Raw genomic sequence first — 17,197 nt, 5'->3', positions numbered from 1 at the left:
AAATGGATATTAAAAAAGAATTAAAAGATAAACAATCATTCGTAGAAGATGTATTAAAAAAATATACCATAAAAGAAGGTAAACCCAAAAGTATTTTCGAAAGCTTCAATTATTCTCTCTTTGTGGGAGGAAAAAGGATAAGACCTATACTCTTGATGGAAAGCTGCAAATGTGTAGGAGGAGATACTAACGAAGCCCTTCCTTTAATGGCGGCTATGGAAATGATACATACTTATTCTCTAATTCACGATGACCTTCCTTGTATGGACGATGATGAGCTGAGAAGAGGAAAACCCACCAATCATACGGTTTACGGCGAAGCTACCGCTTTACTTGCGGGAGACAGTCTTTTAAATCTTGCTTATGAAACAATGTTGAAAGGTGCTAAGTCGTCAAAGGATATAAACAGATATGTAGAGGCTATGAATGTAATTGCCGACAGTGCGGGAGTAAAGGGAATGATAGCGGGGCAGGTAATGGATATGGAGAGCGAAGGGAAAGAGCCCGACGGTGAAACTCTTGACTTTATACATGACAATAAAACCGGAGCTATCTTGAGAGCAAGCGTTATAAGCGGTGCTGTCGTAGGCGGTGCCACAGATGATGAATTAAAAAACTTAAGTGAGTATGCAAGAGCTATCGGACTTATGTTCCAAGTCGTGGATGATATACTCGATGTGGTATCCGACGAGGAAACTTTGGGTAAAAAAGTAGGTATGGACAGCGAAAGAAATAAGATGACATATCCTTATGTTTACGGGCTTGAAAGATCTTACGAAAAGGTAGATGAACTATTGAATATATCTTTAAACAGTTTATCCGATTTTGGCAGTGAAGCCGATTTCCTAAGAGAGCTGGCTCTATATTTGGCAAAACGAAAAAATTAACTTAGAAAGAGGCGTTTATTATGAGTAGTGACGAAAAAGATTTGACAAAGAGATATACTCTTGGTGAAGAAATTTTTAACTCCGTTTCTCACGGAGTAGGTGTGTTTTTTGCTGTGGCAGGCTGTGCGGTGCTTATTGTACTCAGTGCGATATATGCTGACCACTGGGCAGTCATAAGCAGTGTTATTTACGGTATAAGTATGTTCTGCCTTTATTTGGCTTCTACTTTATATCATTCATTTCAAAATAAAAAGATAAAAGAGATACTTAGAGTCTTTGACCACTGTACCATATTCCTTCTCATTGCAGGAACATATACTCCTTTTACTCTTTTTACTTTGAGAGCAAGCGTAGGCTGGTTCCTTTTCGCGGTGATATGGATAAGTGCCATAGTAGGTATTATTTTGAATGCGATCAATCTTAAAAAATATGAAAAGATATCTTTATTGCTGTATTTGGTAATGGGATGGGCGGTAGTTTTTGCCGTAAAACCTTTGATTGCAGTAGTATCCATTTTAACATTGGTACTTTTAATTGCAGGAGGATTGATGTATACTTTTGGTGTGATATTTTACTGTATGACCAAATATAAATATATGCATTCTATTTGGCATTTATTTGTTCTTGCAGGCACGATTTTACATTATTTTGCAATTTTATTTAATATTATAGGTATGTAGGTAGAAACATGGGTGCAAACAAAAATAAAGAAGATAAAAAAATAATAGCAAAGAATAAAAAGGCTGCATTTGAATACCATATCATCGAAACTTATGAGGCAGGTCTCGAACTTAAGGGGACCGAAGTCAAGTCTATCAGAAACGGTAAGGTAAACCTTAAAGACAGCTATGCCAATATAAGTAAAAATAATGAGGTTTTCATAATCGGTATGCACGTAAGTCCTTATGAATTTGGGAATATAAACAATGTAGACCCTTTAAGAGAAAGAAAGCTTTTATTGAATAAAAGAGAAATCAGGAATATTAAGGATTATCTTACAAAAGATGGTTATACTTTAATTCCTTTAGATTTGCACTTTTCCAAAAGCTATGTTAAAATGAGTATCGCCGTATGTAAAGGTAAAAAACTTTATGATAAAAGAGAAGCCTTGAAAGAAAAAGCGGCAAAGAGAGACATTGACCGAAACTTCAAAGTAAGTTTCAGATAAAATGGGGGTGCAATGGTTTCGACAGGGTCAGTGCGGTCAGATAAGCGAGTAGATGAGCTTAGCATCTTTAAAATAAGCAAACTTAAAATTAAACGATAACAATAGATTATCTTTCGCTGCCTAGTTGCGGCGCGGTTGTGTATCTCTGACCTGCAAGAGATATAACGATTGTCAAATTTTAGCAGGGACCTATACTATGGGTGTCTTGACAGAGTATAGTATCAATTGAGACTCGCGGGTTATGATTTTGTTTATTTTATAATAGCTCGTTAAATTTTAAAACAAACTGCACTCGGAGAAAGTCTGGTTTATCTGGTTTTGGACGGGGGTTCGATTCCCCCCACTTCCACCATAATATGATATTCAAGTTATTTTGAACTTTCTGTAAGTTTAAAGTAACTTTTTTATTTATATAAGAATTTAATTTTTTCTATAGTATTTTATTGTTTTATGTTTTTAGCTGGGATATTTATTTATGAATAATTTTTTTTATAAACTCATAGGCGATTATATTTTATCGTGTTAAATAAAGCAAATATTATTAATACCATATAAATGTATTTGATTTTTGATATCTTCATAATAAAAGTAAAATCGTAATATATACTAAGATATTTAAGTAATGAATGTTTTATAATTTTTAGATATTATAGAAAATCAAATTAAATTGTAATGTGTTTTATGATATAGTAAAGTATGATAGTTGGTAAAATCAAGTTTGGGAGGTAAATAGAATGAGAGAAGTCAATCCTATGGATACAAATAGAGCAGTAAGCTGGGAACTGTATATAGATGCGCCAATGCCCATGGTTACTATATTCAAGACTCTTGATATATCAAATCTGATAAAGCTTAAATCCAAGGGATATAAATTAAATATGCTTATGTGTTATTGTATTGCTCATGCGGCAAACGATACAGATGAATTTCGCTTGCTTCCGGTTGATAAAAAAATGATTGAATATGATAAAATCAGTGTGAATGTGATTGTTTCCAATAAAAACGGAGGCATAAATTCCTGCGATATCCCATTCAAGTCGGATTTAAAAGATTTTAACTGCTCTTACTTAACATCCACCGAGCAGGTTTATCAAACTTGCAAAGATTTTGAAATCAAGGATAGTATGATAGTGGGAACATCCTCTCTTGTTAAATATGATATTGATGGTGCCATAAATATGTACAGCGGTATTTTTAATAATCCTTTTATCATTTGGGGTAAATACAAACAAGATGATGATATAACAAAACTTCAAATATCATTTCAGTTTCATCATGTGCAAATGGATGGAATGGAAGCCTGTGAATTTCTTGAAAAAATACAAAGGTGTATTTTTGAACTAAGAGATATATAAAACAAAGTTTTGATTTACATGTTTATGATATCACACTTTTTTATATTTAATCAATGTATATAAAAATGTGTAATATCAAAAATACGTTTATATGTATCGAATTTTCATTTTATCTTTAAAACACATATTCAGTTGATTTGCCATAAGTTTTTTAATATATAAATAATATTCAAACTCCCATTAGATTTAATCTTTTCGGGAGTTTTTATTTCTGAATTACGTCTTTATTCTCTTTTATATTTGAATTATTTTTTCTATATGCTATAGTCATATATATATATGTTTTGATTTTTTATATTATTTAAAGGATTTATTTTTATTTCAAAATATTATTTTGTTTAGTAGAAACAGGGGCTTGAATATGAAACTTATTAATTATTTATATAATAAATTTAATAAATGGTTTATATACAGTACTATTTTGGTTATATCTTTGTTGATACTTTTTTCCGGATACTTTTTGTATAAAAAAAGTGTGGAGCATGCTGTATATAACACTACAGTTTCATTTATGGAGCAGATAACGGAACATGATATCAAGAATATGGAAAATCAAATGTCCGCAAAGTATGAATATATCCAATCATTGGCAAGCAGGATCAGGAATACGAGAAAAGAAAATTTAACAGATTTATCATATATGCTGAGTGTGGAATCTCAAAGTACCGACTTTCATAAACTGTATGTCGTAACAAAAAGCGGAAAAGTATATGATAATGCACATTTGGTCACTTCCATCGATAAAGTAAAGTGGAAAAATATATATAATAAGTCTGACGGACAATTTTCACAAAAATTTCAATACAATACAAAAGAATCCTGGCAGGATAGTATAATATTCGGTATCCATTTGGATAATGAAATCAAATATAAAAATGAGGTTATTGAAGGCATAGTAGGAATGGTCCCAGTGGAAGATCTAAGCGACCATATGGAACTGGAAAGCTTTGACGGGAAAGGTATAGTGCTTCTCATTGACGAATCCGGCAATATTGTAACGTCCAGTAAATATTATGACAGTGAAGTAAATCAAAATTATTTTAATGAGCTGAGTTCTTCAAAATTTTTAAATAAAACTAATTTACAAACTTGTAAAAATGATGTTGAATCTGGAAAAGATATTTTTATCGAATACGCTTATAACGGACAAAGCTATTATTCTATGATGAAAAGTATAAAAGACAGTGATTGGTACATCGTTGTAAAGGTCTCCAGTTCGGTAACTGCCGAGCAAACACGTATATTGCTTTTAAGATCTTTATTTTTCTTTTTGCTGCTTGGCATAGTTATCATATTGGTATCCATGTTTATTTATCACACCATGATGAATGCAAAAATTGCACGTGAGGCCGAACAGGCAAAATCTTCTTTTTTGGCGAATATGAGTCATGAAATACGTACACCTCTTAACGGTATAGTAGGTCTTCATTATTTGATGCGAAAAAATATCGGTGATAAAGATAAAATGCTCGAATATCTTAAAAAAGCTGATGTTTCGGCTGAGTATCTGAAAAGTGTCATATCCGATGTTCTTAATATGTCTAAGATAGAAAGCGGTCAGATTGAAATATATAAAAATGATATGGACTTAAATAAGTTTATAAATGATATAGATATTCTCATAGGAACTCAAGCGAAAGATAAAAGACTTCATTTTGAAATAGACAGCAATAATATTATTGGCTATCATATCATCGGAGATGAAACAAGGCTTAAGCAGATAATAGTCAATCTTCTGGGAAATGCATTGAAATTCACACCTGAGGAAGGCAGTATATTTTTAAAGATAGAGCAGGCAGAAAGTAATAATATTTTAAATACTAAATTCACGATTTCCGATACCGGCTGCGGTATGAGCCCCGAATTTTTGGAGAAGATATGGATACCTTTCGAGCAGGAAAGACGTTATAATTCTCAAAACGGTACAGGTCTCGGGACTACTTTAAGTAAGATATTCGTAGAAAAAATGGGAGGTAACATTGAGGTACAAAGTAAAGTGAACGAGGGTACTACTTTTATAATAAACATCCCATTTGAACGCTCAAGTCAAAAGTCCGAAGTGACAGTTACCGAAGATTTAAATCCTAATATATCTCTTAAAGGCATTAATATTTTACTCGCCGAAGATAATGATATAAACAGAGAAATAGTTACAGAAATACTTGAAGCTCAGGGGTGTAATATATTTGCCGTAGTTAACGGAGAAGAAGCCGTACGAGCCTTTACCGATAGTCAGATAAATTATTTTGACGTTATATTAATGGATATTCAAATGCCGGTCATGAATGGTTATGAAGCATGCAGAAAAATCAGGCAGTCGGACAGAACGGATAACGATGTTATCATATTTGCTTTTAGCGCAAATGCCTTTAGAGAAGATGCAGACAGGGCTATTGAAAGCGGTATGAATGACGTTATAACCAAACCGCTCAATATAGATTCATTTATTAATAAGTTAAAATTATTTGGGGGGGGGGAAGACAGAGTAAAATGAAAAAGAAATTAATATGTTTACTTATCGTAATGATTTTATGTCAATCGTTATGGGGGTGCGGTAAAGAAGTTAAAAAAGTTACTGTCAATGTAAAATGTCCTCCGGTAACAATGGTGTATGATAAAGATCATCCCAATGCTGAAATTTTTGATTTGTTCAGTGAGGCGGCAGAAAAGTTTAAAAATACATATAAAGAATATGATGTGGAATTTAATATAACAAAATATAAATATACTGATGAGAAAGAACAGCTGGAAACCAAATTTGGGACCGATGAAGCGGCAGATGTGATTTATCCGGGTTCTTTTGATATGCCTACATACATCCGAAAAGGCAGAATGGCGCCTATAGACGATATAATAAGTGATGAGATGAGAAAAAATATAGACGATAAAATATGGGAACAATGCAATGTAGACGGAAAAACATATATGCTTCCATTTAATCAGCTTCAAAATACCATGGTCGTGAATACTAAAATGATGAAAAATGCAGGATTGGAAGAATACATCCCTAAAAAAGGACAAATAGCTCAGTGGTCAACTGAAGAATTCAATATAATTTTAAATACTTTAAAACATTCTTTAAAAGATAACAACAAGAGTACTCTATCCATGTTTGCTTCCGATAATCAGGGGGACACTCATATCATGACTCTTTTAAGAGCCTACGGAAGTGATATATTCGATAAAAACGGATATTTTAATTTGAGTACGCCTGAAGGGATAAAGGCGTTGGAATGGATATCCGAATTGAATAAAAATCAAATAACTCCGATCGGTTCCGAGAATATGGATTTCTTATCCAATTATGAGTTGTTTTATAATCAACAGCTTGCAATAACTTACGGGAACAGCGTAATAATAAATAATGCAAAAGAAGATTATGGATTTGATGTTTTTTTAGCCAATTTCCCGAGTCTTGACGGTAACGGATATGCCACCAATTATTTAAACGGATTTTATGTGTTTAATAATAACGATCCCGATAAACTTAAGGTTTCTAAAGATTTTATTAAATTTATTTATGATAATGAAGAGTTTTGGAAATATTCTTTAGCCAGCACTCCGGTAATGAAATCTTATGTTGAAAAAAATAAAGATAAAGTTGCTTATATGGAAGCATATAGTAAAAATTCAAAAAATATCGTTGATGCAAGACATAATAATCCTAATTGGGAAGGTGTAAGAGATGTTTTTCATGTTTGTATGCAGGATTTATTACGTGGCAGCAAATCAGCCGAAGATGTTGCAAAAGATATAGATAAAAAATGCAATGATCAGATCAGAAAAGGTATAGAAGACTCAAAAAAATAATACTTAACAGTATATAATTATAAAAAGACAGGATAATTTGTATATCCTGTCTTTTTATTTTGAGTAAAAAATAAATTTTTAATAATATACATGAAAATTATTCCATACGTAACTGGTAGGTAACTGAGTAAATATATAATAATATAAAATAGGTTACTATGTAAAATAAATGTTATTTTGTTATCTATAAATAATAGAGTATACGGAGGATTTGTTATGAAAAAAAGATTATTTGCTATTTGTTTATCATTTATGCTTATTGTTTCTGCTATGCCTGCATCAGTATTTGCTTCACAGGCGGGACAGGAGCAAAATACTGATACTACACAAAAGATAAACAGTGATTTTGGTTCAGGCGGGAATGGGAGCAGTGAAGATACTCTTAAAAACAGAGTTAAAGACAGGACTGATTTATCTGCGAACAGTAAAAAGAGTTCCAAAACAGTCATTGATCAGACAAAACAAGTAAGTGATAATAAAAATATTGACAAAACTCCCGTAAACTATGATCTTTCCGAAAAAGGAAGGATTACATCAGTAAACATGTATACTTACAATGATGAAAAAGACAGCTGGGATCTATATGACAATAAGACACCTTTTCCAAATGATACTTCTGTTAAACTTGATATATCATATAAAGCATTAAAAGATGAATATGTTTACTCAGGTGACAGTTTCAGCTATAAACTTCCTTCTGTTTGCAAATTGGCATCGGAGCAAACATTTGAAGTCAAGGAAGGAACGACTGTAGTGGGAAGTGCCCAAATAGATAAAAGCGGAAATGTTACCATAACTTTAAATGATAAGTTTTCTGATGAAAACGGTCGTTTAAATTATAAAGGAACTTTTTCATGCTGGGCAAAATTAAGTCTTGAACAAAAGGAAAAGGAATATACCGTTACCATACCTTTTACGGAAGAATATAAATACGATGTTGTGGTAAAACCAAAACCTGTCATAACTAATAAAAGCGTAACCATTGCCAAGAGCATACCTGCGTATAAATATGAAAATGGTAACGCTGATGGTGCTATAACTCATATGAAATACAGACTTTTGGTTATCGCAAATGCGAAGAATACCGAAGATTTGACGGGTCTTGTTATTTCTGATAATTTTACTTTGGGAGCCAAATATATAAATTATTTAAATAACGGTACATATCCCGTTACTGCCATGATTAATGGGCAAAGTGTAAATTTAAGTGAATGGCTGGATGTCGATATGTCTTCATCTCCCGTTAAATTTAAATTAAAGACCGGGAAAAAACTTACGGCGGGACAGAAATTAACTATTGATTATTGGGTAAAAGTAGATCCAAGAGTTTACAGTACGGGAAGTAATTCAGTTGAGCAAAATATCAGAAATCATGCTTCGGTGACGGATAATAACGGGGTCAACGCTTCGACCGATTACAGTAAAATAATAACCAAAAACTGGATCAAAAAGACAGGGCGTATGGATATCACCGACGGCAAGATAACCTATAGTGTAAGTGTAAATGAAACACCTGTTCAAAATATCACCGGCTGGACATTGAAAGATATTTTAGGAAAAGGTCAAATTTATGACGGAAAAATTACGGTTTCTAAATATTCAAAGGGACCTGTCGGGGCAAATTCCGCTACACTTATAGAAACAAAAACTTTTGATCCTCAGAGTAAGACTTCATTTGAATATGTAGCAGACGGTGCTTATTATTACTTATTCACATACGATGTAAAAGTAGATTCTTCCGTTGCTAACATGGAAAAACTTTCAAATAAATTTGAAATGACTCCACCCGGAGGTTCGGGCGGCGGAAGCGGAAGTGTAAGCGGTACTTCAACCGGAGCAGAAGTTACTTATAGTTACTATAACTTAGACAAAATAGCAGGGACTCTGAACTTGAATGATCAAACCATATCATGGACAACTACATTGAATGCAATCAAAAATGACAGCAGATCAATTGGAGAGATACCAAAGGGAGCGGTATATTATGATGTTCCTCACCTTGCTTTGACAAGCGGAAGTTTGACTTCTGCAGATATGAAAACCACATCTCATAAAGTTTTGATTGACAGTATAGTCTTAACAGACGGAGATGGAAATGTACTGAGGGAAAATCAAGATTATAAAGTTACCGCTTTTGCTAACGGAGAATATTATGTGGTACAAGGCGAGGTCAGATTTAACGAAGGTTATAAAATAGATTTTCTTAAAGATATAAAATCAGCCGTTACGATTAAATACAATACCAAAGCAGATATCAACAGCAGTATCAAAAAAGAATTCAGATATTCCAATAAAGCAGAACTTAAAACTGGAGATCAGACATATCAGTCTAATGCTTATGTTCAGTATAACAATAATTCATTACTAAATAAAACTGCCGCTGATTCCGTAGATTTGGAAAATAAAAAGGTCTTTTGGAATATAACATTTAATCAAAATAGTTTAAAAATGGATTACGATGATGTTTATATCCTTGAACATTTACCTGACGGCTTGAGGTTTGATTCTGTTACTTCAGATAAAAAGAATGTTGATATCAAAACCGAAGAAGTAAAAGGAACAAATGATGTTAAATTGATTTTATCGGGAAATTTGTCTCAAAAAGTTACATTAAAACTTTGGACAAAAATTACCGATGATACCGCATTCAGTACAGTAAACGGAAAGTCTTTTATAAATAAAGCAGATTTGTTTATAAATAACAAAAAATTAAGAGAAACACAAGCAAGCAAGACGATAAAGGTAAATCTTCTTACGAAAACAGGTTTATATAGCGATGCGACCGCACCTAATGTCCAGTATACTTTAAAACTAAATGAAGCCGGTGCCGTGCTAGGTAACGGTAAGACACTTACTCTTAAAGATGATATGACTTCCAATATGTCTATAGTTCCGGGTTCCATGAAAGTTTATGAAATGATAAATAATGTCAGACACGAATTATCTTCTGATAAATGGACATTATCTCAAAACAGTGACGGTCATGGATTTAACTTAACGATACCTGACGGAATGAAACTGGAAATATATTATGAAGCATATGTTCAAGGTCACATAGGTTCATCTCAGAATATTAAAAATACTGCTTCATTATTAGGCGAAAAAGAAGAAATAGTAAAAGTAGAAGATAGTAAAAAAGTTGTAGTAAAAGAGGGTTCTGCAACAGCTACGGGGGATCCTATACTTTATATTTATAAAGTAGACGCAGCAAACAGTACTCCTCTAAGCGGTGCTAAATTTGATATATATTCAGTTAATGATTTAGATGATCCTTCGGATGATGTAAAACTTAATGAGAAACCTCTTGTTTCGGGAGATAAGGGGCAGATAATATTATCTTCTCTAAAATTCGATACTTACTATTATTTGGTAGAAACCGAAGCTCCAAAGGGATATTCCCTTGATGTTACGAAACATAATTTTATAATACTGGGACGTACCAGTACAATTGATACAAATAAAATACTTGATGATTTTTGGAAACTTCAAAGCGGTACGCCTCTTAATTTAACAAATGATTCTATTATAGATATAGATGTTAATAAAGTATGGGATGATAATGATAATTCCGCACTTCTTCGTCCAAAGACTGTAGAAGTAAATCTATATGCTAACGGAATCGACACAGAAAAGAATGTTACACTAAATAAGGATAATAATTGGCAAGGCTCATTCATTGGATTTAAAGAGTATAAAAACGGTAAGAAAATCGATTATACCGTAAAAGAAACTCCGATAGATTATTATGTCCCTACTGTTGAAGGTAATAGTGAAAAAGGTTTTACGATTACCAATACATTTGAAAATTCGTCATATTACTATGAAGGCGAAATAAATATAACAAAAAAAGTTCTATTCTACGAAGAACCGTTTAAAGTATATGATGTATTCTATGCAGGTGTGTTTGCAGATGAAGCCTGTACTGATTTGGTACAGGATGTAGACGGAAATGATTTGATACTTCCTATAGTACTAAATGGCGAGAGTGAGGGAAGTGTAACCGCATTCGTACCTTTGGGTGAAGAGGGCTCCGATGTTACTTATTATGTAAGAGAAGTCGATGCTAACGGAAAAGTAATCAATAATGACAGTGGATTTGATTATAACGTTAATGTATCTCCAAGCAGCGTAACTGTTAATAAAGATACAAAAGGTAATGTTACCATAACGAATTCATTCGGCGATATAGGATATTACTATGATGGTCAGTTGACTATCAATAAAAAAGTCCTTGGTGCAAACGGCAAAGCCAAAAAGGTGCAAGATGTGTTCTATGCGGGAGTTTATACGGATAAAGGATGTAAAAAGCCGCTTAAAGACGAAGACGGAAATGATTTGATCGTACCTCTCGTATTAGCAGATGAAAGCTCAACTTCAACAACCGTTACGGTACCTCTCGGAGAAAAGGGCAAAAGTGTAACTTACTATGTAAAAGAAGTTGATGAAAACGGAAAAGATGTAAAAAACTCCAAGACTTTTGAATATAAAGTAAGTATAGATAAAACATCTGTAAGCGTAAGTGCACAGGGCGGAAGTACAACTATAACAAATAAAGTAGACTCAAGCAAAGTTACTATAAAAGACAATAAAACGCCTACTTCTTCCGGTGTTGATACTTCTGATAATACAAATTCAGTTTTATTTACTGTGATATTCATTTTATCTCTTGCAGGGATATTGTTAATAATTAAGAAAATGAAAATTAAACAGTAAACATTTAAATGCAATGAGATATATATCCGATGCAATTTACTCATAAACGAAAAGATCTCTTACGAGGTCTTTTCAAATGGTAAAAATATTATATATATTATTAGAATATTACTAAAAACAGTAACCGTTTCCTAATTTTTATGATATAATAAATTTAAATATTAGAAATAATAAAGGTGATTAAAATGAAGAGTGAAAGAACCACCCATAAAAAGATAATAGTAATAAGCATAATAGTATTATCATTGATAATCAGCTTTTTTATCATTCAATATAAAACTCCCGATGTTTTCATTGACACTTCTGATGTGGCTACGGAGCATATCATTGACGCCAATAAAGTTCCGTTGAGCAGCAAACCTAAAGTTAAAACTGTTGTTAAGAAAAAGGTTAAAGTTCAGAAAATGAAGAAACCTGCAAAAAAAACAACAAAGAAGGTTACAAGCAAAACTAAAAAATATGCTACTAAATCTATCAGTTATAATAAACAAACAAAGAAAAATACAACGGTAAAAACTACTGTGAAAACACAAACCAAGAAAAAATCAAAGAAAAAGACCATAACCACTACTACAAAGACTACTGTTGTAACGACTGTAACCACTCTTACAAGTTATACCGGAAATATAAATACATCAGTGCCTAAGGCAAGCAGCAGACTTAGAAGTATGTTTAAGTCAAAAGGATATAAAATATGATTCCAAGGTTTCATATGCGGGTAAATTCGATCCCGGCAGGAAAGAAATAGTTCTTAAGAGAGACAGTACTGTAGCTTATCATGAATTTGGTCATTTTGTAGCCTTTATGGGCGGTCGTGCTGATGTAAGCGGTGAATTTAAGGATATATATAATTCAGAAAAGAGTAAATATAATTATTCAAATAAAGCTTATGCGACACAGTCTTCAAGTGAATATTTTGCAGAGTCTTATAAGAATTATGTACTTGAAGGCTCAAAACTAAAAAAAGAAAGACCTCAGACTTATAGTTATATGAGTAAAGTATTAGGCAGAATATAATCATAAGAGCAATACTTTTATATTGCTCTTATTTATTTTTAATAAGCGATGAAAAATTAGTAAGAATTTATCTAAAAATATAATTCTTGCTGTTTTATTATATATGATACAATAAATTTAGATAAAGTTAAATTAGATTTGACTTTATCCACATGTTCTAATTTACGTCAAGGGGAAAACTATGAAACACGGAAAATATAGCAAAGTATTCAATATAATCGTTCCCATCCTTTTATTTTTATCGTTTACTTGTATTAGTATAATATCTCTTAATTCCATTAATAATATGCAGGGTAATGCCCGTGTAATAAATTATTCGGGGATAGTAAGAGGCGCTACACAGCGTCTCGTTAAACAGGAAATGTGTCACAATAAAAACGATGAATTGATCGGAAAAATAGATAAAATTTTAAAGGGACTTTCAAAAGGCAGTGAAGAATTTGATTTAATAGTTCTAAGCGATGAAACTTTTCAAAAAGATATTTCAAATATGCAGAAAAAGTGGGAAGTTATAAAGGAAGAGATATATCTTGTACGAAGCGGTAAAGATATCAATAAACTTTATAGTTTGAGTGAAGAATATTTTGACCTTGCCGATGAGGCTGTATATGCAGCGGAAGTTTACTCTGAAAATAAAGTGCATAATACCGTTATCGAATTATCTCTTCTAAGCTTACTATTTATAATATTTGTCATAATATTTTTGTTCTTTCAAAAGAAACAAAGAAAACTGTCTATCGAACTTCAGGTGGCTGAGACTGCCAGCCAAGAAAAAAGCAACTTTTTATCAAGAATGTCACATGAAATAAGGACTCCTATGAATGGAATAATCGGTATGACCGATATTGCATGTATGAATTATGATAATCCGGAAAAATCTTTGGACTGTTTGAATAAAATCAAACTATCTTCTGAGTACTTGCTTTCACTTATAAATGATATATTGGATATGTCCAGAATAGAAAACGGGAAAATAGAACTTTATAAGCAGACTTTTGATTTATGCGGTTTCTGTGAAAGGTTATATATAATGTTTTCTCAGCGTGCACATGATGCGTCCCTTGATTTTAATATTACATCAAATATAACAAGACCTTATTTGATCGGCGATGAACTTAGACTAAATCAAGTAGTGGTAAATATATTATCAAATGCATTAAAATTTACTCGGACAAATGGTAGGATAGATGTTGATGTAAATCAAAAAATCATAGATGATGAAATATGTTTACTTACAATAACCGTAGAAGACAGCGGGATAGGTATGAGCAAAGAATTTTTAGCTAAGATATTTGAACCGTTTGAACAGGAAGTAAACACGACTTCTCATCAATTTGCAGGTACGGGACTTGGACTTGCCATAAGCCATAATCTTATAAAACTTATGAATGGTAAGATAAATGTTTCAAGTGAACAGGGAAAAGGCTCAAAATTTGAGATTAGTGTTGAACTTCCCATAACAGATAAAGCTGATTATATGAACGATCAGGATAGTGTTCATTCTATGGATAACAATAAAAATCTAGCAGGATTTAATGTATTATTGGCCGAGGATAATGAAATAAATGCGGAAATAGCTATGTCATTGCTTGAAATGAAAGGGGCAAGTATCAAACATGTCTGGAACGGTAAGGAAGCCGTTGATGAGTTTTTGCACTCAAATTCAAATGATTACGATGTTATTTTAATGGATGTTAAAATGCCTGAAATGGACGGACTTGAAGCCTGTAAACATATAAGGAACTCTAAGCATAAAAACGCAGATACTATTCCTATAATAGGTTTGTCTGCTAATGCCTTTGTACAGGATATAGATATAGCCAAAAGCATAGGAATGAATGATTACGTATCAAAACCTTTTAATGTTGATGAGCTTATATTTACAATCTTAAAATTAACTGATAAAAATTAAAAACAAAAGCATCTTATTTTATAAGATGCTTTATTTATTATACTTATTTCTTTGTTTTTTGTATTTTTTATAAAGTTTTTAAATTGCATTACTAATTTTATTTCTTTAGGATCCATATAAAATTTGTTTTCCATCTCTGCTTTTTCGAAGTTTTTAAATCTTATATTGCTTGCCTGTTTTGATAATCCGCATATTTCAGCCAATTCCTTTGCCGAATCAAGTTTTATTTCGTGAAGAACACATAAAGGTGATAAAATCCTTATTGCAAACATGTTTGCTTCTGTCTCCATGATTTTATATTCCTTATCGCTATTATTTATATTATGTCCAAGCATTATATGTCCAAGCTCATGTGCAATGGTAAATCTGTTTCTATATTTATTTTTTATAGCTTTATTATAGAAGATTACTTTATCGCCGTTTTTTAATATTATAGAAAATCCATTCTTATAATTTTTTGCAAAGTTATGATCGTTATCATAACTTCGAACTTTAACATCTAATTTAGCACATACTTCTACTATATTAACGGGAAGTTTTTTCACCTTCGTTTCTCTTAAAATATACCATGCTAAATCTCTGATATTCTTATATTCTTCTTTAGTCATTAATCTTGTCCTGTAAATCGAATTTTGTTATAGTAAATTAATATCAGATGTAACTAAAGAAGTGTTTTCATTAAATCGTCCTAATTCTTCTCCCATATCAAATTTGTTCAGTCCGTCTTCTCGGGCTATCATTTTAGGTTCGATTTTATAGTTATCTTCTCTTATTCCAAAGGTTATCAATATATCTTCTACGTTGTAAATATCGCATAAAGTAAGAAATATATCCGGATAAGGTAATCGTTTACCGCTTTCCCATCCATATATCGTTTTGACAGCTACATTTATATCTCTTTCTGCAAGTAGCTCTTTTACTTCTTCTATGGTTAATTTATTATTTCGACGAAGCTCTTTTAGTTTTAAAGATATTTGTTTTTTATTCATTTCCTCAGCTCCTTATACCTAAATGATAGTAAAAAGTCACTTTTTTGTCAACAATTTATTATATATCCAATATATTCTTCAAAACGAAGAATATATATTGACAATATTTGCCATGAATATTATAATCATATTAGTAATATTCTTCAAATTGAGGAAAAGGTCTAAATAATGTTCAATAAAAAATATAAAAAAGATTGTGATGTTGATGTTGGTGTAAAGTTCGGTGATATAGCAACTAATAAATTATCTAAGTATGTAATAGATAATAAAGTTGATTTAAATGATATTTGCAAAGAGACCGGTATTGAATATAATTGTTTGAATAAAAGTATCAATTTAGGTAATAGAAATTTAGAAACAGATGAGTTTTTAGAAATTTGTAATTACTTGAATAAAGATCCGAAAAATTTTAAATAGTTGGGGTGAGGGTATTATTATGGGATGGTCAAAAGACGAGGTATATATATTATATAAAATAATTTATGCTTTAGATGAAGATTTAAAGTTAATTAATAGTATTTATGATTTGGAACATATAATATATTACAAAAATAATTTTCATAATAATATTCTTTGTTAAGTGTTCTTTCATAAATATAAAACTAAGGTATACAAATACAAAAGTTCATAAATAATCGCACATAGTAAACTATCCCACTAATACCTTAGTTTTATATTTTTTATTCCTGCAAATCTGCTAGTTCATCTTGTTGTTTATTCGGAACTTCCATTTGATATAAGTCCTGATAAGATTCCAATTCTGCTTCGTCTCTTGGTATGTTTTGCATCAATCCCGTACATTCTGTCTGAGAGGCCGTATGATTATTTTCCATAAAATCTGTTTCCGGCGGATTTAAATCGCTTTTTTTTATTTTCATAATATCCTCCTTTTAAATTATTTTTTTCTTTTTAATATTAATTATTCAAAATATAGTTTATTATTTTATTTTCATTTTTCTTTAATAAATCATTATATTTAAAATGTCTAACCATAATAAAATATTAAAAATAAGGTGTTTCTTATTTATAACAATATTAAATATAAAAAATTAAATGATATGTTTTAAGATAAAAAGAAATGGAGACAAACATTGTTATTTTAATTTTAAATAAGCTTTTTTTAAAATAAAAAATTATTATTCTAATTTTTTAACTTCTTATTATACTTAATATTAATATTAAAAAAATAAATTTTGTAAAAGTAAAATATGAAATATACAAAAAAAGAACCCAAAAACAAGGTTCTTTTTTAGTTTGATAAAATAGTAAGAAAATATAAATATTCAAATTAATAGAAGGGTTTGTAAAAAATATAACTATATATTTATATTAAAGTTTAATAAAGA

Annotated in this window: 14 protein-coding genes and 1 other RNA gene; 12 read left to right on the top strand and 3 right to left on the bottom strand. The window is 31.2% G+C overall.

What is annotated here, in order from left to right; genetic code table 11:
• Positions 1-2 precede the first annotated feature (2 nt).
• The 11 genes from ANASTE_RS03855 (at position 3) to ANASTE_RS03815 (ending at position 14,862) form a co-directional block, all read left to right on the top strand.
• Complete coding sequence (locus ANASTE_RS03855; protein WP_007049641.1) at positions 3-887, top strand: polyprenyl synthetase family protein; 885 nt, start codon at positions 3-5, stop codon at positions 885-887.
• Positions 888-907: 20 nt separating this feature from the next.
• The gene (trhA, locus tag ANASTE_RS03850; protein WP_007049640.1) at positions 908-1,567 is read left to right on the top strand and encodes a PAQR family membrane homeostasis protein TrhA; all 660 of its coding nucleotides are present in this window, start codon (positions 908-910) and stop codon (positions 1,565-1,567) included.
• Positions 1,568-1,575: 8 nt separating this feature from the next.
• Positions 1,576-2,055 carry an SsrA-binding protein SmpB gene (gene smpB, locus ANASTE_RS03845; protein WP_007049639.1) on the top strand — a complete coding sequence of 160 codons (480 nt, stop codon included), beginning with the start codon at positions 1,576-1,578 and terminating at the stop codon, positions 2,053-2,055.
• 3 nt (positions 2,056-2,058) lie between these two features.
• Positions 2,059-2,407: a transfer-messenger RNA gene (ssrA, locus tag ANASTE_RS11695) on the top strand.
• A 382-nt stretch (positions 2,408-2,789) separates the two neighbouring features.
• The gene (locus ANASTE_RS03840) at positions 2,790-3,410 is read left to right on the top strand and encodes a CatA-like O-acetyltransferase, family 2 (protein WP_007049638.1); all 621 of its coding nucleotides are present in this window, start codon (positions 2,790-2,792) and stop codon (positions 3,408-3,410) included.
• A 361-nt stretch (positions 3,411-3,771) separates the two neighbouring features.
• Positions 3,772-5,904 carry a hybrid sensor histidine kinase/response regulator gene (locus ANASTE_RS03835; RefSeq protein ID WP_007049637.1) on the top strand — a complete coding sequence of 711 codons (2,133 nt, stop codon included), beginning with the start codon at positions 3,772-3,774 and terminating at the stop codon, positions 5,902-5,904.
• Positions 5,901-7,220, top strand: a complete 1,320-nt coding sequence (locus tag ANASTE_RS03830) for an ABC transporter substrate-binding protein (protein WP_007049636.1) — start codon at positions 5,901-5,903, stop codon at positions 7,218-7,220. Before ANASTE_RS03835 ends, ANASTE_RS03830 begins: the two co-directional genes overlap by 4 nt.
• A 216-nt stretch (positions 7,221-7,436) precedes the next feature.
• Positions 7,437-11,933 (top strand): Cna B-type domain-containing protein, encoded by a 4,497-nt coding sequence (locus ANASTE_RS03825; RefSeq protein ID WP_007049635.1) that lies wholly within the window; start codon positions 7,437-7,439, stop codon positions 11,931-11,933.
• 185 nt (positions 11,934-12,118) lie between these two features.
• On the top strand, positions 12,119-12,631 hold the full coding sequence (locus ANASTE_RS11290; protein WP_007049634.1) for a hypothetical protein: 513 nt from the start codon (positions 12,119-12,121) through the stop codon (positions 12,629-12,631).
• Entirely contained in the window at positions 12,564-12,950 is a 387-nt protein-coding gene (locus tag ANASTE_RS12335; RefSeq protein WP_341271226.1) for an anthrax toxin lethal factor-related metalloendopeptidase, read from the top strand. Before ANASTE_RS11290 ends, ANASTE_RS12335 begins: the two co-directional genes overlap by 68 nt.
• A 181-nt stretch (positions 12,951-13,131) precedes the next feature.
• Positions 13,132-14,862: a hybrid sensor histidine kinase/response regulator gene (locus ANASTE_RS03815; RefSeq protein WP_039944965.1), complete on the top strand. Its 1,731-nt coding sequence runs from the start codon at positions 13,132-13,134 to the stop codon at positions 14,860-14,862.
• On the opposite strand, the gene ANASTE_RS03810 is transcribed toward ANASTE_RS03815, so the two are convergent.
• Both ANASTE_RS03810 and ANASTE_RS03805 read right to left on the bottom strand, forming a co-directional pair.
• Positions 14,859-15,470 (bottom strand): ImmA/IrrE family metallo-endopeptidase, encoded by a 612-nt coding sequence (locus tag ANASTE_RS03810; RefSeq protein ID WP_007049631.1) that lies wholly within the window; start codon positions 15,468-15,470, stop codon positions 14,859-14,861. The genes ANASTE_RS03815 and ANASTE_RS03810 overlap by 4 nt on opposite strands.
• Before the next feature lie 27 nt (positions 15,471-15,497).
• A complete protein-coding gene (locus ANASTE_RS03805) occupies positions 15,498-15,851 on the bottom strand; it encodes a helix-turn-helix domain-containing protein (protein WP_007049630.1) in 354 nt (117 codons plus the stop codon).
• Between the two features lie 168 nt (positions 15,852-16,019).
• Here ANASTE_RS03805 and ANASTE_RS03800 point away from each other — a divergent pair, with 168 nt between their 5' ends.
• On the top strand, positions 16,020-16,268 hold the full coding sequence (locus ANASTE_RS03800) for a helix-turn-helix domain-containing protein (protein ID WP_007049629.1): 249 nt from the start codon (positions 16,020-16,022) through the stop codon (positions 16,266-16,268).
• A 263-nt stretch (positions 16,269-16,531) separates the two neighbouring features.
• Here the strand turns inward: ANASTE_RS03800 and ANASTE_RS03795 are convergent, their stop codons facing one another.
• Positions 16,532-16,729 carry a hypothetical protein gene (locus tag ANASTE_RS03795; protein WP_007049627.1) on the bottom strand — a complete coding sequence of 66 codons (198 nt, stop codon included), beginning with the start codon at positions 16,727-16,729 and terminating at the stop codon, positions 16,532-16,534.
• Between the last annotated feature and the right edge of the window lie 468 nt (positions 16,730-17,197).

It is taken from the genome of Anaerofustis stercorihominis DSM 17244 (genome assembly GCF_000154825.1).
In the GTDB taxonomy this organism is placed as follows: Bacteria; Bacillota; Clostridia; order Eubacteriales; family Anaerofustaceae; genus Anaerofustis; species Anaerofustis stercorihominis.
This window is presented reverse-complemented; position numbering and strand designations above follow the sequence as displayed.